Source organism: Leifsonia shinshuensis (assembly GCF_014217625.1).
In the GTDB taxonomy this organism is placed as follows: domain Bacteria; phylum Actinomycetota; class Actinomycetes; order Actinomycetales; family Microbacteriaceae; genus Leifsonia; species Leifsonia shinshuensis_A.
In genome coordinates this window covers 2,174,999-2,192,234 of record NZ_CP043641.1, presented here as the reverse complement: position 1 = coordinate 2,192,234, position 17,236 = coordinate 2,174,999, and the positions used below count along the sequence as shown (strand labels likewise).

The 17,236-nt window shown below is 71.9% G+C and carries 19 protein-coding genes; 8 read left to right on the top strand and 11 right to left on the bottom strand.

Features of this window, described 5'->3' with window-relative positions:
• Positions 1-58: 58 nt before the first annotated feature.
• Positions 59-913 carry an NAD-dependent epimerase/dehydratase family protein gene (locus F1C12_RS10470; RefSeq protein ID WP_185278666.1) on the top strand — a complete coding sequence of 285 codons (855 nt, stop codon included), beginning with the start codon at positions 59-61 and terminating at the stop codon, positions 911-913.
• Between the two features lie 65 nt (positions 914-978).
• Here the strand turns inward: F1C12_RS10470 and F1C12_RS10465 are convergent, their stop codons facing one another.
• The 5 genes from F1C12_RS10465 to F1C12_RS10445 form a co-directional block, all read right to left on the bottom strand.
• Positions 979-2,049 (bottom strand): hypothetical protein, encoded by a 1,071-nt coding sequence (locus F1C12_RS10465; protein WP_185278665.1) that lies wholly within the window; start codon positions 2,047-2,049, stop codon positions 979-981.
• A complete protein-coding gene (locus tag F1C12_RS10460) occupies positions 2,046-2,675 on the bottom strand; it encodes an ABC transporter ATP-binding protein (RefSeq protein ID WP_258046219.1) in 630 nt (209 codons plus the stop codon). Before F1C12_RS10460 ends, F1C12_RS10465 begins: the two co-directional genes overlap by 4 nt.
• Before the next feature lie 16 nt (positions 2,676-2,691).
• On the bottom strand, positions 2,692-3,690 hold the full coding sequence (locus F1C12_RS10455) for a peptidoglycan-binding domain-containing protein (RefSeq protein WP_185278663.1): 999 nt from the start codon (positions 3,688-3,690) through the stop codon (positions 2,692-2,694).
• Positions 3,691-3,732: 42 nt separating this feature from the next.
• Entirely contained in the window at positions 3,733-4,365 is a 633-nt protein-coding gene (locus tag F1C12_RS10450) for a hypothetical protein (RefSeq protein WP_185278662.1), read from the bottom strand.
• Positions 4,366-4,454: 89 nt separating this feature from the next.
• Positions 4,455-4,760 (bottom strand): hypothetical protein, encoded by a 306-nt coding sequence (locus F1C12_RS10445; RefSeq protein ID WP_185278661.1) that lies wholly within the window; start codon positions 4,758-4,760, stop codon positions 4,455-4,457.
• 261 nt (positions 4,761-5,021) lie between these two features.
• Here F1C12_RS10445 and F1C12_RS10440 point away from each other — a divergent pair, with 261 nt between their 5' ends.
• Entirely contained in the window at positions 5,022-5,852 is an 831-nt protein-coding gene (locus F1C12_RS10440) for an isocitrate lyase/PEP mutase family protein (protein WP_185278660.1), read from the top strand.
• Here F1C12_RS10440 and F1C12_RS10435 read toward each other — a convergent pair.
• The 3 genes from F1C12_RS10435 to F1C12_RS10425 all read right to left on the bottom strand — a co-directional run bounded on the left by F1C12_RS10435 (position 5,804) and on the right by F1C12_RS10425 (position 8,127).
• The gene (locus F1C12_RS10435; RefSeq protein WP_185278659.1) at positions 5,804-6,517 is read right to left on the bottom strand and encodes a hemerythrin domain-containing protein; all 714 of its coding nucleotides are present in this window, start codon (positions 6,515-6,517) and stop codon (positions 5,804-5,806) included. The two genes, F1C12_RS10440 and F1C12_RS10435, sit on opposite strands and share 49 nt — an antisense overlap.
• 46 nt (positions 6,518-6,563) lie before the next feature.
• Complete coding sequence (locus F1C12_RS10430; protein ID WP_185278658.1) at positions 6,564-7,115, bottom strand: dihydrofolate reductase family protein; 552 nt, start codon at positions 7,113-7,115, stop codon at positions 6,564-6,566.
• Positions 7,116-7,191: 76 nt separating this feature from the next.
• Positions 7,192-8,127, bottom strand: coding sequence for an RNA polymerase subunit sigma-70 (locus tag F1C12_RS10425; RefSeq protein ID WP_185278657.1), 936 nt, complete (start codon positions 8,125-8,127; stop codon positions 7,192-7,194).
• Between the two features lie 170 nt (positions 8,128-8,297).
• On the opposite strand from F1C12_RS10425, the gene F1C12_RS10420 reads away from it, so the two are divergent.
• Together F1C12_RS10420 and F1C12_RS10415 are read left to right on the top strand one after the other, a co-directional pair.
• Positions 8,298-9,743, top strand: coding sequence for a purine-cytosine permease family protein (locus tag F1C12_RS10420; protein ID WP_185278656.1), 1,446 nt, complete (start codon positions 8,298-8,300; stop codon positions 9,741-9,743).
• Positions 9,740-10,828 carry a histidinol-phosphate transaminase gene (locus tag F1C12_RS10415; RefSeq protein WP_258046218.1) on the top strand — a complete coding sequence of 363 codons (1,089 nt, stop codon included), beginning with the start codon at positions 9,740-9,742 and terminating at the stop codon, positions 10,826-10,828. The genes F1C12_RS10420 and F1C12_RS10415 overlap by 4 nt, the downstream gene beginning before the upstream one ends.
• On the opposite strand, the gene F1C12_RS10410 is transcribed toward F1C12_RS10415, so the two are convergent.
• Positions 10,815-11,924: a PrsW family glutamic-type intramembrane protease gene (locus tag F1C12_RS10410; RefSeq protein ID WP_185278655.1), complete on the bottom strand. Its 1,110-nt coding sequence runs from the start codon at positions 11,922-11,924 to the stop codon at positions 10,815-10,817. The genes F1C12_RS10415 and F1C12_RS10410 overlap by 14 nt on opposite strands.
• Positions 11,925-11,928: 4 nt before the next feature.
• Complete coding sequence (locus tag F1C12_RS10405; RefSeq protein ID WP_185278654.1) at positions 11,929-12,375, bottom strand: SRPBCC family protein; 447 nt, start codon at positions 12,373-12,375, stop codon at positions 11,929-11,931.
• A gap of 173 nt (positions 12,376-12,548) precedes the next feature.
• Here F1C12_RS10405 and F1C12_RS10400 point away from each other — a divergent pair, with 173 nt between their 5' ends.
• The 4 genes from F1C12_RS10400 to F1C12_RS10385 all read left to right on the top strand — a co-directional run bounded on the left by F1C12_RS10400 (position 12,549) and on the right by F1C12_RS10385 (position 16,778).
• A complete protein-coding gene (locus F1C12_RS10400; RefSeq protein ID WP_185278653.1) occupies positions 12,549-12,812 on the top strand; it encodes a hypothetical protein in 264 nt (87 codons plus the stop codon).
• Positions 12,813-12,947: 135 nt separating this feature from the next.
• On the top strand, positions 12,948-13,520 hold the full coding sequence (locus tag F1C12_RS10395; protein ID WP_258046217.1) for an RNA polymerase sigma factor: 573 nt from the start codon (positions 12,948-12,950) through the stop codon (positions 13,518-13,520).
• Positions 13,517-14,398, top strand: coding sequence for a hypothetical protein (locus F1C12_RS10390; protein ID WP_185278651.1), 882 nt, complete (start codon positions 13,517-13,519; stop codon positions 14,396-14,398). The genes F1C12_RS10395 and F1C12_RS10390 overlap by 4 nt, the downstream gene beginning before the upstream one ends.
• 73 nt (positions 14,399-14,471) lie before the next feature.
• Positions 14,472-16,778, top strand: a complete 2,307-nt coding sequence (locus tag F1C12_RS10385) for an FUSC family protein (RefSeq protein ID WP_185278650.1) — start codon at positions 14,472-14,474, stop codon at positions 16,776-16,778.
• Here F1C12_RS10385 and F1C12_RS10380 read toward each other — a convergent pair.
• On the bottom strand, positions 16,764-17,213 hold the full coding sequence (locus F1C12_RS10380; RefSeq protein ID WP_185278649.1) for a hypothetical protein: 450 nt from the start codon (positions 17,211-17,213) through the stop codon (positions 16,764-16,766). The two genes, F1C12_RS10385 and F1C12_RS10380, sit on opposite strands and share 15 nt — an antisense overlap.
• Positions 17,214-17,236 lie beyond the last annotated feature (23 nt).

The window sequence follows — 17,236 nt, the reverse complement described above, 5'->3', positions numbered from 1 at the left end:
GGACCGCGACTTCCGCGCCGGCCGCGGACGGCGATACGGTCGCAGCGGGAGGCAGGGAATGAGCGGTCACGTCGTCCTCGGCGGCAACGGCGTCGCGGGAAAGGAGACGGTGCGCGCCCTCGTCCGCGCCGGCCGGTCGCCCGTCTCGGTCGGCCGCCGCCCGTCCACCGTCGACGGCGCGACCTCCGCCACCGCCGACCTCCTCGATCCCGCCGCGGTCGCTCGCGTGCTGGACGGCGCGGAGGTCGCCTACCTGGTCGCCGGCCTCCCGTACTCGACGCGGGTGTGGGCGCAGCAGTGGCCCGTCATCACGCGGAACGTGGTCGACGCCGCGCTCGCCCGGGGCGTGCGGCTGGTGTTCCTCGACAACGTCTACGCCTACGGCGCGCTGCGCGGCCCGATGACCGAACAGACCGCCGTGCGCCCGAACAGCCGCAAGGGCGCGATCCGCGCGGACGTCCTGCGCGCACTGGACGACGCGGCCGCCCGCGGCCTGGACGTCACGATCGGCCGCAGCGCCGACTTCTACGGCCCGGGAGCCGCCACGAGCGCGTTCAACATGTTCGGCCTCGCCCCGATCGCCCGCGGCAAGCCCGGCACCTGGCTGGTGGACGCCGACCAGCCGCACTCGCTCACCTACACACCCGACCTCGGGGAGGCGCTCGCCGTGCTCGGGACGGACCCGGCGGCGCGCGGCCGCACCTGGCACCTGCCGACGGCGCCGCCGCTGACCGGCCGCGAATACCTCCGCATCGCCGGGGGGCCGTCCGCGCGCGTGAAGGTGATGGGCCGCGGGACCCTCCGGATCGGGGCGCTCTTCAGCACCCCGGCCCGCGAGACGCTGGAGATGGCGTACCAGTACGAGGCGCCGTACGTGTTCGAGTCGGGCGCCTTCGAGCGGGCGTTCGGGTGACGGCTACGGCGGTGGATGAGGGGATTGCGGCGACTTTGCGGGCGCTGCGGGGGGAGTAGGGCCCCTCAACGTTCCTTGAAGTACCGGAAGAGGTGTTTCTCGCGGACGGTGAGCATCCCGACTGCAGTGCCGAGGACTCCGCCGACGAATGCAAGAGCGGGTCCTGCGGCGACGACACCGAGCACGTGGACGGCCGCAGAGTCCGCCGGGAATTCGATGGTCGACGCCAGCGCGATGGCGCCGAACGCTATCAGCGCGCCGACGCCTTGCCAGGCGACCGCCTCCAGAAGGGCTACCGCCGTGATGGTCGGTTTCGATGCACCGGTGTGCAGGGCGGCGGCGTATTCGAGTCGTCGGCGTACGACGGCGAAGAATGCGAGCGCTGCGCCGGCCACGGCCGCGCCCCATGAAGCGAATCGGGTCATGCGCTGCTGGAACGCCTCGGCGGGAGCAAGGCCGCTCCCGGCCGAGGAGTTGAGCACGCCGTCGGTCACGCGTGTTGACGCGTCTGTTGCGACGACGGATGTGCGGATGAGGTCGTTGCGTTGTTGCGATGTGGGCCAGACGATCGCCCAGCATTCGTCTGCTCGCTCGCCCGGTGTCGTTGAGGCGATGGCGGCATACTCCAGCCGGGGATCGCGTCCGTCGCTCGGGTAGTCGAAGACGCCCGCGACCACGGTGCGGCCATGCGAGGTCTCGACGCGGGCACCGGTGTTGAGTCCGGTCTTGTCTGCGACCTGTCCTGAGAGCCAGAGGCCGGTGTGCGCGTTTTCGGGCAGCCCGAGCACTCGTGCGAATCCGGGTGAGGCTGTGTAGAGCGGAATGGGATTGTCTGGCATTGCCAGGAGGGTCACCGGGTCGCCCTGGCTGAGCGATCCGGCACCCTCGATGCCGCTGACGTTGGCAAGCTGCTCGCAGGTGGCGCTGTCGATGTTGCCAGGTGAGCCGACTGTCCGGATGGTTCCTCCGGCGGAGATGTAGGCGTGGGTCTGCCACTGGAGTGCGATGATGCTTCGCGCGTCGAGAACTCCGAGTGCGCCGACGATGAGGCCGAATCCCGCTGCCAGCACCGCGAAGCGGCTCGTCCCCGACAGCACGTTGCGGAGGGCTTCGGAGAGGATCGCGCCGATCTTCAATGGTCGTCCGTCGCTACGACTTCCGGGTGCACGAAGTCGTCGTGAGCCAGGTCGAGGACGCGGGTGCACGCCCGCCTGGTGTCGGCGTCGTGCGTTGCGATGACGACGATCACACCATCGTCGGCGATCCCCGACAGCGTCGCGTTCACGGTCGACGCGGTAGCTCGGTCGAGTTGCGCGGTGGGCTCGTCGACCAGCAGAAGGTCGGGTGCTGTGCAGTAGGCGCGGGCGAGCATGAGCCGTTGGGCTTCGCCGCCGGACAGTTGGTGAAACTTCCTCTCGGCCACGTGATCCAGAGCAAAGCGTCCGAGTGCTTCCCGTGCTCGGGGCTCGGCGAGCCGGCGTGTGAAGCCTTTCGCCAGCAGCGGGAAGACGACGTGATCCAGAGCGGTCCTTCTGGGCACTCCGTGCGGGTTCTGGAACACCCACCCTCTTCGGCTGATGCGATCGAAGGAGATGCTGCCCTCAGCGGGAGCCAGCCAGCCAGCCAGAATCGACAGCAGAGTCGACTTCCCGGATCCTGACGGCCCGCAGACGCCGATGATCTCGCCCGGGATCAGCGTGAACGACAGCTCTCGGAACAAGCGGGACGCGCCGAACGAATGACCGAGCCGGTCGGCGACCACGCGAGCGGTCGGCATCTCAGCGGCACCTCTCGGTCGTGATCGCCGTCCCGATCTTCGCTGAGGTCAGGCGCCGCTCGCTCGTGAAGCTGGTCACGCCCAGCGCGGACCCGACGATCGAGACGGGGATCGCGTCATCGCCGGATTGAACGCAGCCGTTCTGGCCGTCGACGCCGAAGATCGCGGATGGCGACACCCGGTAGACATTCACCGGCGTCACGAGCTCGCTGGTCCCGGTTTGGATGTGCTCCTGGCTGGACTTGGCGAGGCTCATCTTGTATTCGCTGGACTCGGCAACCGCCTGCAGGAAGTCGGGGTCGCTCACGGCACCTTCGGAGTCGATCGGCCCGGCGGCGCCGAACAAGGTGAGCTGTCGCGCGCCCGGCATCTGTTTCATCGACGAGGCGTCCTGTCCGACCCGGACGTTCGAGAGGCCCCCGGCGATCGTGGCGAACGACTCGGTGGGGTCGATCGTGTCGCCCACTACGCCGTCGCAGGAGTTCGCGATCACGGAGGTCTCCGGAAGCCAGGCGATCTCCGAACGACTCAGCGAGCCGTCGGGATCGGTGAAGCCGACGCGTTTCTGGAGCGAGGTCACCGCCTTTTCGACGGCTCTCGAATAGGGCCCCGTCGGGTCCACCTCGAATCCCAGGCGAGCCAGCTCGTGGCGGAGCGCGTCGACGTCGGTGCCTTCATCGCCGGCGGTAAGGTCGCGGAACAGCGGCACCGACGTCGAGAGGGCGAGGATCGGTCGTTCGTCGACTCGGGCGGCGACGCTTCCGGACGCGAGCGCCCCGCCGGGGACGCACGTCGAGAAGGTCAAGGTCCCCGACCCGCCGAGTTGCACAGTCCTCTCCTGTGTCGTCATGAACGCGACAGCGACGGTGCGGGGGTCCGCGAACGTCCCGGTGGACACGGGCACGGATTGAAGAGCCCGAGCCTGCTTGAACTCGGACGGCGTCGTGTCAGGTCGCAGAAGTAGGGCTACCAAGACTCCGGCGGACACGGCGGCGACCACCGAGATCGCCCAGAGGGCCGCAACGTTCTTCTTCACGCTGCGCTACTCGACGCCGAAGGCGTACCCGGCCCCGTGGAGGCAGCTCTTCACGTCGGGATTGTCGAGGTCGAAGGGGAACGAGTCGCGACCGCCCCGCTCTCTGATGAGCTTCTCGAATCGGTCTCGTGTGTAATCCGGGGGGAGGTGTCCGCTGCGGATCAGGCACGACACCGCGACTTGGGCTCCGTCACTCAACAGGTCGGGATTGGTCTGCTGGGCCCCGTAGAGCGTCTCGATCACCTTGATCGTGCCCTCCGAGCATTGGCCATACTCGTCCACCCACTTGTCGATTTCGGTGCCTTTCAGCGAGTCCGGCGCGCTGACCTGATACAGCCCGTTGTTCAGCTTTGAGACTGGGAGAGTCAATGATCGAGTCGCCATGCAGCGACGCAAGTGGTTGTACGCCTCCTCGTAGTCGGCTGCCTCGAGCCGGCCGGTTTTCTCCGTGCGTTCGAGGACCTCTTTTTCGAAGGCGCTGAGCTTGTCGTCCTTGAGAAACTGGCGCACGAGATCGGTGAGACTTTCGGCAACACGGGGGCTATCCGTTTCCATTACGGTCGGCCCGGAGGAACAACCGGCGAGCAGGAGAGCCGTAAGGGTGATCAGCATCCACGGGCCGAGGCCGCGAATTCGCATATCGGGGTTCCTTCAGTACGGAGTGATCGGGAAGTGGGCCGGGTGCCCGGCCGCGATTCGACCGGGCACCCGAGCACGCAGCGCTGCTCTCAGTACTTGTTGTAGGCCTCGCCGTCCCACGTCCACATACCGTTCTGCGCCCACGCCTCCGAGTACAGCCCCCAGCCGCTGAGAAAACTCCGGTTGCCGTGACGCGCGTACGACCGATGCAGGAGGTTTCCTTTGATGGTGCTCGCCCAGGCCTCCGCGCGATCCAGTTGGACGTTCTTGAACTCGTACACGACGGTGCCCGGATCGGCCATCGCTGGCGCGGCACCGCCGAGCACGAGGCCGGCGGCGAGGGCGGATGTGGCGGCAGCGGCCGCGAGACGGGACTTCTTGGTCTTCAGCAACATTGATGATTCCGTTCGTTCTTCGGCTCGTCCGGCGCTGGATCGAACGATGCGCGTCCGGCTGAACCTCGTTTCAGGGCTCCGCATCGCGGTGGCCCACTGTGTCACCCGTCAAACGATAGAAGGTCCCATTGAAATGCGCAACGATACATTGAAATGCAAACAGTGGAAGCTTCTGCTTGCTTTGCGAATCAGCCCGCGCACGGTTTCGTCGCGCCCGCCGAGCGGAGTACCCTCCGACGCACAGAGGGGAGCCGTGACACCATGACATTCCACGACCTCGAAGCCTTCCGCGCGCTCCACCACGGCGACCAGCCGCTCCTGCTGCCGAACGCCTGGGACGCCGGCTCCGCCATCGCGTTCGCCGCCGCGGGCTTCCCGGCCGTCGGCACCACCAGTTTCGGCGTGAACGCTTCCGCGGGACGCCCTGACGCGGGCAGCGCGAGCCGGGAGGCCACGGTCGCGCTCGTTCGTCGGATCGCGACCCTCGACATCCACCTCACGGCCGACGTCGAGGACGGCTACAGCGAGGACCCGGGGGAGGTGGCGGCCTTCGTCGCAGCGCTCGCCGCGGACGGCGTGGTCGGCGTGAACCTGGAGGACTCCGCCGCCGGCCGGCTGGTCGACCCGGCCATCCCCTCAGCCAAGATCGCGGCCGTCAAGCGGGGGGCGCCCGGCGTCTTCGTCAACGCGCGGGTCGACTCCTACTGGTTCCACGAGGACGACACCGTGGAGGCCGTCGCCGACCGCGCCCGCGCCTACGCCGACGCCGGCGCCGACGGGATCTTCGTCCCCGGCGTCACCGACCCGTCGACGATCGAACGGCTCGCCGCGACGATCGCGCTGCCGCTGAACGTTCTGGTGGTGCCTGGCCTCGGCCTCGACGACCTCCAGGTGCTCGGCGTCCGCCGGGTCAGCACAGGGTCGCTGCCGTACCGGGTGGCGATCGACGCGGCGGTGGACTCCGCCGAGGCGGTGCGCGACGGGCGCGACGTGCCGGTCGCGACCTCCTACGCGGAGTCGCAGCAGCGGCTGATCGCGTTCGCTCAGCGCGCGGACGCCGCCCCCGGCCGCCCCTCCAGCGCCGCCCGGTAACGCAGATACCGCGGCCGCCCGACCCAGCGCCACAGCAGCACGACCGGCCCAGGCAGGTTCTTCTTCATCCAGACATCGCCGCCGTCCGGCTGCGCCGCCAGGATCGCGCCGAGCATGTTCCACTGCTGGCCCTTCGGCGTGCTCTTGCGGCCGTGGTCGGCGAACCACTTCTCCTCGTCCTTCGTGACCACGTGCTCCATGACAGGGACGATGTTCGCCTCCTCGTCGGGCAGGTGCTCGGCGAGCGCGGCGTTGATGCCGGCGAGGGCCGTCCGTACCGGCTCGACGGTCGCGGCGCCGGGAGCCGTCCGCCAGGTCGGCAGCGCCGCGTCGAGTGCGGTCAGGTGGACCAGCATCTGCGCGTGCTGCGCCTTCATCCGCTCGACGTGGAGGGCGCACGACGGCGCGCGCTCGTCGATCGCCGGCCAGAGCTTCAGGTCCTCGCCCTCGTGGTGGGCGTGCAGGGAGGTCGAGATGAGGGCGAGCTGGGACGCGACCACGTCGGCGTGCGCGCTGTCGCCGTCCTTCACGCCGTCCACGAGCCCGCCGGCCTCGCCGAAGGAGTGCCGGTAGAGCCGGTGGATGTCGATCATCCCGCTGGCGTCGCAGGTGAGGGGGCCGTCGAGCGGGGGCTCGCCGGACGAGGGGAGAGGGGTCGCAGCCATGGGAGGAATCTACGGACTCCGGACCGCCGCGGGCACCCCCCACCTGTCACCCCCTCCTGTACCGCGTCAGGCTGGCCGGCCCGACCTGCTCCGACGACGTCAGCGTCAGCAGCGCCCCGTCGGGGAACAGCCGCCGCCCCGCGCCGACCGCGGTCGGGAAGGTCAGCAGCCGGTACTCGTCCACCCGGTCCGCGGCGGCGAGCCGCCCGAGCAGTGAGCCGCTGCCGATGACGACCACGTCGCTCTCGGGGAGGGTCCCGTCCAGCCAGTCCTCCAGCGTGCCGGGCACCTGGCGCGTGTTCGACCAGCGCGCGACGTCCACCGGGCCGTTGCTCACCACCGCCTTGCTCGCGCGGTTCATCGACTGCGAGAAGTCGTCGTCGCGCGCAGGCCAGAGCGTGCTGAAGTGCTCCCAAGTGCGGCGGCCGAACAGCAGCGTCCCGGTCTCCAGGATCGTGCCGAGCCGGAACTTGTCCCCGGCGACGCCCTGCGGCCCGAAGCGCATCGCCCAGCCGCCGAACGGCGCGCCGCCGGAGCCGTCCGGGTCCTCGACCACACCGTCCAGCGTGATGAACTGCACGACGATCAGCTCGCCCATGATGTCCTCCTCCCGACACCGCGTCTCGGTGTCACAAGTGGATACGGATGGGACGCCGCGAAATCATCGCGACCGGTCAGCGGACTCCGGCAGCCTCCTCGAACAGCGCGAACAGCCGGGGATGCTGATACACGAGCACGTGCCCGATCGCCCCGCCGGCGTCCCCGTCGAACAGCTGGACCGTGTGCGGCTCGCGCGCCTCCCCGACGCCCCGGTACAGCAGGAACCCCGGCTGCCCGCCCGTCGAGATCGGCGCCGTGGACCACTCCACGCCGCGCCAGGAGAACAGGCGCTCCATGAACGCCCGGTACGACGCGACGCCGATCGACCAGTCCGGCACCGGCGGCATCTCGAACACCAGGTCGTCGGCGACGAGGGAGGCCAGCGCCGCCACGTCGGCGCGCTCGATCGCCCGCGCATATCCTTCGACGGCTCCGGGCGCGGGCGGGTGGGCACGCTCCACGCCGGCGGCGATGGCGGCGCGCGCCCGCTGCAGGGCGGAGTTCGCCGACGCCACAGACACCTCCAGCACGGCGGCGGTCTCGGCGGCGCTGAGCCCGATCACGTCTCGGAGGACGAACGCACCGCGCTGCGCCGGGGACAGGTACTGGAGCATCGCGGTCACAGCGAACCGCACCTCCTCGCGCCGCTCGGCACGGCCCTCCACCTCGGAGACGGCCGCCCAGCCGGTCGGGGCCGGCAGCAGCCACGGCACGTCGAGCGCCGGCACCAGCGGGGCGCCGGCCTCCAGCCCCGGGTCCTGGAGGTCGCGCGGCAGCGGCCGCCGCGGCGCCTCGCGCAGCCGGTCGAGGCAGACGTTCCTGGCGATCCGGTAGCACCAGGTCGACAGCGACCCCTTGGCCGGGTCGAACGAGTCGCGGGCGCGCCAGCTGCGCTCCAGCGCGTCCTGCACCGCGTCCTCCGCCTCGAACGGCGACCCGAGGAACTGGTAGCAGAACGCCGTAAGCCCGCGGCGGAGCCCGTCGAGCTCTGCCTCGTCGAATGCGGTCATGCGCCGATCCTAGGGCGGCGACCGGCGACGGGGTCCACCGTCGCGAATGTCTGAGATCGCAGACAGAACCTGCCGGCCCAGCGCCCGGCGCTCGGATCCTTTCCGCTTGGATGGCGAAACGCGCTTGGATGGCGAAACGCTCGATGACGAGCACGGACGAAGGAGTTTCTATGACGAAATCCGACGAGGCGGTGACGCCGGTCGCCGACGTCGCGCCATCGCTGGTGGAGCGCCGCACGATCGACATGGTCCCGGAGGCCGAGCGGCACGGGAAGCCGACGAGCCAGTTCACCCTGTGGTTCGGCGCGAACATGCAGATCACCGCCGTGGTGACGGGTGCGCTCGCCGTCGTCCTGGGTGCCGGCGGCTGGACGGCCGTGATCGGTCTCCTGATCGGAAACGTGTTCGGCGGGGTGTTCATGGCGCTGCACTCGGCGCAGGGGCCGCGGCTCGGCCTGCCGCAGATGATCTCCAGCCGGGTGCAGTTCGGCGTGCGCGGCGCCTCGCTGCCGCTCGTGCTCGTCATCCTGATGTACCTCGGCTTCGCCTCCACCGGTGCGGTCCTCGCCGGGCAGGCGGTCGACCTGCTGCTCGGCACCTCCACTCCCGTGATCGGGATCGCGATCTTCGGCGTGCTGACGATGATCGTCGCGATCATCGGCTACCGGCTCATCCACCTGGTCGGCCGGATCGCGACCGTCGCCGGGATCATCGGCTTCGGCTACCTGGCCGTCCGGCTCTTCCTGACCGAGGACGTCGGGCACGCGTTCGGCGCAGGCGGTTTCGGCATCGTGCCGTTCATCACGGCCGTCACGCTGAGCGCCGGCTGGCAGATGACCTACGCGCCCTACGTCGCCGACTACTCGCGGTACCTCCCGAGCTCGACGCCCGTGCGCTCCACGTTCTGGTGGACCTTCGGCGGCAGCGTGATCGGCACCCAGATCGCGATGACCTTCGGGGTCCTCGTGGCGCTGGTCGGCGGGGAGGCCTTCCTCGCCAACCAGGTCGGCTACCTCGGCAAGCTCGCCGGCGGCCCGGTCGCCGCGGCCTGCATCGCCCTGGTGATCATCGTCGGCAAGCTCACCGTCAACTGCCTGAACGCGTACGGCGGGTTCATGTCGATCCTGACCACCGTGACCGGCTTCGACAACCGGCGCAGCATCTCGCCGCGCGCTCGCAGTCTGACGATCATCGGCTTCGTCCTGCTCTCGCTGGTCATCGCGACGGCGGCGACCGCCGACTTCCTCGGCTTCTTCAAGAACTTCGTGCTGCTGCTGCTCGCCGTGTTCATCCCGTGGAGCGTCGTCAACCTGGTCGACTACTACCTGATCTCCAAGGAGCGGGTGGACATCCCGGCCCTGTACGACCCGCGCGGCCGGTACGGCTCGGTTAACACCGTCGCGATCGTCAGCTACGTCGTCGGCATCCTCGTGCAGATCCCGTTCCTGTCGCAGACGCTCTACACGGGCCCGATCGCGAAGGCGATGGGCGGGGCCGACATCTCCTGGATCGTCTCCCTCGTCATCACCTTCGCGATCTACTACCCCTGGGCGCGCCGCACCATGCGGGTCCCCGAGCGGATGATCTACCCGGCGCCGCTGGAGGCCGCGCGGTGACGGCGGTGATCCCGGTGCGGCACGGCATCCTCGACATCCCGCGCTACCGGGCGGGCGCCGCGCCTGCCGCGCCGCCCGGGGTCCGGCCGCACAAGCTGTCTTCGAACGAGCACTTCCTCGACCCGCTGCCGGAGGTGCTGGCGGCGCTGGCGGGCAGCACCGGGGTGAACCGCTATCCGGACGCGACGGCCCGGCCGTTGCGAGAAGCAGTGGCCGAGGCGTTCGGCGTCTCCGCCGACGCGGTGCTCCCGGGCGCGGGCAGCCTCGAGGTCCTCAGCCGGATCCTGCAGGCGTACACCGGGGGCGGAGCCGATGGAGAGGCGGACGAGGTCGTGTTCGCCTGGCGGTCGTTCGAGGCCTACCCGATCGCGATCGCGGCCGTCGGCGCGACGCCTCGTCCGGTGGCGCTCACTCCGCAGGGCGAGCACGACCTGGACGCGATGCGCGCCGCCGTCGGCCCGCGGACGCGCGTGGTCATCCTGTGCAGCCCGAACAACCCCACCGGCCCGGCGCTGGATCACGCGGAGACGGCGGACTTCGTCCGCGCGCTGCCCGCGGACGTGCTCGTGGTGGTGGACGAGGCCTACGGCGAGTTCGTCCGCCGCCCGGACGCGCTCGACACGCTCGCCCTCGCCCGCCGGCACCGCAACGTCGTGGTGGTCCGCACGCTCTCCAAGGCGCACGGACTGGCCGCGCTCCGGGTCGGCTACGCCATCGGCGATCCGGACGTGTTCGACCCGGTCTGGCGGGTCGTGCTGCCGTTCCCGGTCTCGGCGTCCGCCGAGGTCGCCGCGGTCGCCTCGCTGCGTGCCCTGCCGCGCGTGCTCGAGCGCGCGGAGGCCGTTGTGCGCGAGCGCGAGCTGCTGGTCGACGGCCTCCGGGAGCGGGGGATCGGGCATCCGGACGCGCACGGCAACTTCGTCTGGCTGCCGGTCGGCGACCGCGCGGCGGAGCTCGCCGACGCCGCAGGCCGGGCGGGCCTGTCGGTGCGCGCGTTCGCCGGCGACGGTGTGCGCGTCAGCGTCGGAGAGCGCGACGCGACCGAGCGCACGCTCGCGGTGCTCGACGCGTTCAGCCGGTCGTGAGCGCGGAGGCCGCGGCCGCAGCCGCGGCCCGCTGCCTCCGGACGCGCCGAACGACGAACAGCCAGGTGAGCCCGCTCGCCAGCACGAACACGAGCGACAGGAGCAGGGTGAGGAGGCCGGTCGCCGGCCCGAACGCGCGTGCGCTCGCCGCCCACTGCAGCGCATCGAAGAGGCCGTGGGCGACGGCCACGCCCAGGTAGGCGGCGACGACGCCGAAGGTGATCCGGAACCGCCCGCCCCGGGCGGCGCCGAACACGGCCGCCCCGAGCAGGGCGGAGAAGACCGGGTGCAGGAACGGCCCGCTGATCTCGCGGCCCGCGGTCGTGGTGAGGAAGAGCCCGATCCCGGCGCCGTCCGCGTGCCCGAGCACGAACGACTGCTGCAGATAGCTCAGGTTCTCCACGACGCTGAAGCCGAGCCCGACCGCTCCTCCCACGAACAGGCCGATGCGGGCGTTCTTGACGGGCAGGCGCAGGCAGAGCAGCACTGCGCAGAGCATCTTGACGAGCTCCTCCACGAACCCGGCGGTGGCGAGCACGGCGAGGCTGGGATGCAGCGCCGTCCCACCCGCGGCGATGTCGATGAAGCCTTCGACGGGCAGCACGAGGAGCGTCGCCGTCGTGCCGCCGAGCAGCGCGACCGCGACCAGTCGCGGGACGCTGAGCCGGTCCTCCGGCCGCAGCTTGTACGCCATCGTGTAGAAGATCGCAGCGGCCGCGGTGCCGCTCCCGGTCACCAGCAGGTACGGCGAGAGCACGGCAGGCGCGCCGTCGTGCGCGTGCGGCGCCACGGCCGAGATCAGGAGGCTGAGGCCGAACAGCCACAGCCAGATCAGCGCGCTGCCCGCGACGATCAGCCAGCCGCCCCAGCGGCCCAGCCACTTGGTGCGCCGCGGCGAGCCCGCGGAGGTCGCAGCGTACGGCTGCGCGACGCCCGCGGTCTGCGCCCCGGCCGGCCCCTGCGCCGCACCGGCGGCCTGCGCTCCGCCCGGCCAGGTGTACGCCGTCCACGACCCGCCACTCCACCACCGGTACGACGGCGCGGGGGTCGGATCGGGGTACCAGCCCGGCGGCGGGGGAGGCGGCAGGACGCTCATCCGATCAGGATAGGGACGAGCGCCCTTCGATCGCGGCTTTGAGCTGCGGGAGCCGCCCGACTTCGGCGCGCATGGTCTTCTCGATCATCCCGTTCATGAGCTTCTTCAGGCCGGTCGGGGTGTAGTCGAGCACGAAGAGCACCCGGGTGCCCGTCCCGTCCGGCGTGAGCGTGTACGCGCCCTCGGGCCGCGCCGGGCCGGAGATGACCGCGAAGCGCAGCTCCTGCCCTGGCACGGCGGACGTGATCCGGTAGTCTCCCGCGATCGGGCGCCCTCCCGGCCCGGTGAGTGTCTGCGCGTACACGGCGTCCCGTTCGCCGGCCGAGCCGCTGCGCAGCGAGATCTCCTTCACCCCTTCCCGCCAGCGCGGGTTGTTCGTGCCGTCGGCCAGGAACGCGTAGACCTCCGTCGCGGGCCGGTCGATGGTGATGGTGTCCTCTGCGTGAGCCATGGTGCTCCTTCGTCGAGCCGTCCCGTCGACGGCGTGCGAAGCCAAGAGTATGCCGCCGGGAATTCTTCCGCCGCCGCGTAACCTTTCCGCCCTCCCGGCGATTAAGTCACTGAGGGGTGTCGGGCCTGAGGGCTCCGGCCCCCGTGATTCTCCCCGGAATTGAGGAAGGACCGATGCCCCTCACGACCCCCGTCCCCACCTCCGCCGTCTCCGCCGCCCCCGCGAAGCCGGCACGAGGGACGGGTGCCATCGCGGCGTGCTGTGCGACTTCGGTCGCCCCCGTGAAGTCCGCCGCCCATCGTCCCGTCACCACCGCTCCGACCGGCGACCGCTTCGCGGGAGTCCCGGCCGGGCTGGAGGGATCCGCCGCGCCAACCCCCCGGGGCGCGCGGATCCCGACCGGCCCGGCCGGGGCGTCGGCGGGCCGGAAGGCGTAGGCGATGGACCACTGCCTGCCGCGAGCTCGGGTTTTCGCGGCGGGCGGTGGTGATGGTGGCCTCGCCCTGGCCGCTGGAGGTTTCCTCCCGCCGGAGTGGCTGATCCCGCTAGAGTGGCCGCGTGAGGCCCGGCCCGTGAAGGAGCGCGCGCACCGCGACACCAGCGGAACCGCGGAGCTGTTCACCGACGCCTACCGCACGCACGCCGCGTCCCTCCTGGCCTACCTCCGCTCGCAGGGGGTGGACGATCCTGAGGCCGTGACGCAGGACGTGTTCGTCGCCCTCTACCCACGGCTGGAGTCGCTGTCCGGCGGCCAGGACGGCCTCAGAGCGCTGCTCTTCACGATCGCGCACGCGCGCGTGGTCGACCATCACCGCAGGCGTTCACGCGTCCCCGCCGCCGTCGCCTACGACCCGATCGCCGACACGCGCAGCACACCGTCCGCCGAGGACGATGTCGTGCGGGGCGCGACCGGCGTCGCCGAGCTGCTCGGCCGGTTGACCCCCGAGTACCGCGAGGTCATCGCCCTCCGCATCCTGGCCGAGCTCACTATCGAGGAGGTCGCCCAGATCATGGGCAGGACCCCCGGGGCGATCAAGCAGCTCCAGCGCCGCGCCCTGATCGCCCTGCGCCGGGAGGTCGCAGGCGACGAGGAGAGGGCCGCGGTGGCCGGCGCGCCCATCCATGAACGGGAGGGGGCGCGATGACCGGGACGCCCGACGACGCCGTCCTCCGACTTCTGGACGAGGCCGGACTCGCCGACGACGCCGTGCTCGCCGGCCTCCTGGGCGAGCTTACGGCGACCACGCCCGCCGACGCGCCCCAGCCATCGCGCGACGTGGCCCGGTTGATGTCCGGGAGGCGTCCGGCCCGCTCGTCGTGGTTCGCGCGGCGCGGGACGCGCACGACGACGATGGTGCTCCTGGCCGCAGCGCTGGTGGGAGGCGCCTCCGCCGCAGCGGCGGCGAGCCCGTCGTTCCACTCGGTCGCCGGCGACGCCTTCTCCAGTCTGGCGAAGCTCGTCGGTCCGCCGACGCATCCCGAGCCCGCCGCGCCGGCCGCCCCCGGGCCGGCCGCGCAGCAGGACGCGGCCGCGGACGGATCACCGCTTCCGCGGCAGGCAGGAGGCGCACAGGGTCCGCAGGATTCGTCGCTCGGAGCAGGCTCGGCGGAGACCGGCGACGCTGCGGTCGGCCGGGCCTCGGTCGACGACGGTGGCCCACAGGCCGCACAGGCCGCACAGGCCGCGCAGGACGCCTCCGGCGTCGGCAACAGCACGGCGGTGACCGCGACGGGCGACGACAGCTCGGGCGACAACGGCACGAACGCGGGCAGCGGAGCCGGTGCGAGCAACGGCCGGGGAGCGGGCGATGGCTCGACCGCGCAGAAGCCCGAGCCCGCACGCGTGAAGACGGGCCCGGCGCCGGTGCGATCGCCCGCGCCCCCGACGAGTGGCTCCGCAGGCTCTCTGGAGGGCTCCCAGGGCGGTTCGCTGAGCCGTTCGCAGAGCCGTTCGCAGAGCCGTTCGGCCGGCGGGTCATCCGGCGACTCCTCCGGGTCCGGCGGCCAGGACTCCGGCCACTGATCTCCCTCCGGCCGCCCCCTCCGCGGCCGGCGCTCGCCGGGCTAGGGTGTGCGGTGACGAGCGAGGAGGGCGGATGCGTGCGGCGAACTGGCTGAAGCGCCACGACCCCGATTTCGCGGCGCTGCGCCGTGCCGGACGTGCCGCGATCGTCATGCCGCTGCTGTTCGCGTTCGGCAGCATCGTCCTCCACGACGGGCAGGTCGCGACCTTCGCGGCGTTCGGCTCGTTCGCGATGCTGCTGCTCGTCGACTTCAGCGGGCCGCTGGTCGACCGGGTCCAGGCCCAGCTCGCGCTCGCGCTGGCGGGCGCCGTGCTCGTCTGCCTCGGGACCCTCGCGTCGCGGCCGGTCTGGCTCTCCGCCGTCGCCATGGCCGTCGTCGCCTTCGCCGTGCTGTTCGCCGGCTCGGTGAGCTCCGTCACGGCGTCGGCCAGCACCTCGCTGCTTCTCGCGTTCATCCTGCCGGTCACGCTTCCCGGGACGGTCGCCGCCATCGGCCCGCGCCTGCTCGGCTGGGGGATCGCATCGGTCGTCGCCGTGGTCGCGATCGTCGCGCTCTGGCCCGCGCCCGCACGGGAGCCGTTGCGCGCACCCGCGGTGGACGCCTGCCGGGCACTCGCGGCTCGCCTGCGCGCAGAGGCCGCGGCGATGCTCCGCGCGGGCAGCCCCGATCTCGCCGCCGAGCGTGACCGGGCCATCGCGGAGGCCGACGCAGCGGTCGACGCGCTTCACACGGCGTTCCTCCGCACGCCCTACCGGCCGACCGGCCTCAGCACGTCGGCACGGACCATCGTGCGGCTGGTCGACGAGCTGAACTGGCTGAACTCGGTGATCGCGCAGTTCGACCACGTCAAGATCACCGCGGCCACCCCCGGTCCGGTGCACGTCGCGGCGTTCGAGGTGAAGAGCACTTCCGCTGCGGTGCTGGAGGAGGGCGCCACCCTGCTCGCGCAGCACGGCGGCGACCCGGCAGCGCTGGACACCGCTCTCACCCTGCTGGTGGAGGCCCGTACGGGAGTCGAAGCGGCCACCATGGCCCTCCCCGCCGGACCCGACCCGGATGGCGGACGGCGCGGCGCCGCCGAGGTGGTGACCGCGCTCGACCCTGGCTTCCGAGCGCAGGAGCTCGCCCAGGCGGTGGAGACCGTGGCCGGGAACATCGCGCTCACCGCGCGGGCGGAGCGCCGCAGCTGGTGGCAGCGCCTCCTGGGGCGACAGCCCGGCGACCTGGCCGGCCCGGTCGCCGCGGCGGCGGAGCGCGCGAGCGGCTTCATCGGCTGGAACTCGGTGTGGCTGCGCAACAGCATCCGCGGTGCGATCGCGCTCGGGCTCGCCGTGCTGCTCGCCAACCTCACCGGCGTGCAGCACTCCTTCTGGGTCGTGCTCGGCACTCTCTCCGTGCTCCGCTCCAACGCCCTGAGCACCGGCCAGACCGTGGTGCGCGGCGTGGTCGGCACCGCCGTCGGCGTGCTGCTCGGCGCCCTGGCGATGCTCGCGATCGGCGACAACCGCGTCGTGATCTGGGTGCTGCTCCCGATCGCCATCCTGGTGGCCGGCATCGCGCCGGCCGCGATCTCGTTCGCCGCGGGGCAGGCCGCCTTCACCATCCTGCTGGTGCTGCTGTTCAACCTGATCGCGCCGTCCGGCTGGACCGTCGGCCTGATCCGCATCGAGGACATCGCGCTCGGCTGCGCGGTCAGCCTGGTCGTCGGGCTGCTGTTCTGGCCGCGCGGCGCGGCGGCGTCGCTGCGGCAGGCGCTGGCGGAGGCCTACCGGGAGAGCGTGCGCTATCTCGGAGCGACCGTCGCCTTCGGTCTCGGGCGCTGCGACGCGAACGCGGCGGCCGAGCATCCCGAGCCGCGGCAGCAGGCGCTCCGGGCCGCGGCGGCCGCGCGCCGGCTGGACGACGCGTTCCGCACCTACCTGGGCGAGCGCGGCAGCAAGCAGCGGCCGCTCGCCGAGGTCTCGGCGTCGGTCGGCGGCGTCGCCGGGGTGCGGCTGGCGAGCGACGCCATCCTCGACCTCTGGCGCAGGCAGGAGGCCGCGGGCGACGAGCCCGAGGGCGCCCGCCGGTCGCTGGGAGACTCCGTCGAGCGGCTGGACGGCTGGTACGAGCAGCTCGCGACGAGCCTCGTGGCGCGCGAGCCGCTGCCCGCGCCCGTGCCGGCGGACCCGGAGGACCGGGACCGGCTGGCGGATGTCGTCGCGGACGACCTCGGCGACGGCTCCGGCCACATCGTCGCGCGCGCCGTCCGGATCATCTGGACGGGCGACTACCTCGACGTGGTGCGCCGGCTGGAGTCGGTCATCGTGGGGCCGGTCGACGCGCTGGGCGATGACCTCGTGGCCGGCCGGCGCGGCCCTGGCTCACGGATGCGGTGACTTGGTGTGCCCCGGAGCCGAGCCGCTCTTCCCGGGCGTGGACGGCTGCGCGGGAGCGGGCGCCGGCGCCTGAGCCCCCGTGGCGGGTTGCGGCGCGGTCGGCGCCGGACTTCCGGCATCCACCGGCGGCACGGCGACCGCGGGGTCCGGCCGGACGATCGTCGCCGCAGGAGCGGGCACCGGATCCGGACTCGGCCGCGACGAGGTGCCGGTCCGCGTGGGAGGCTCCGCCGGAACGTGGACGCTCTGGTGCGGCGTGCTCAGCAGGGCGAGCACGTCGACGTGCGGGCCGGACGCGAACAGCGTGAGCCCGAGACCGACGCTCAGGGTGAGCGCCCCGACGACGATCCCGCCGTTCGCTCGTGACCGCCGGCGCCTGCGGCGGACCGGCACGGCGTTCGGGTCGGCCGAGTGCCGTCCCTTGGTCTCGCTCACGCCTCCACCTGCACGGTCACGCA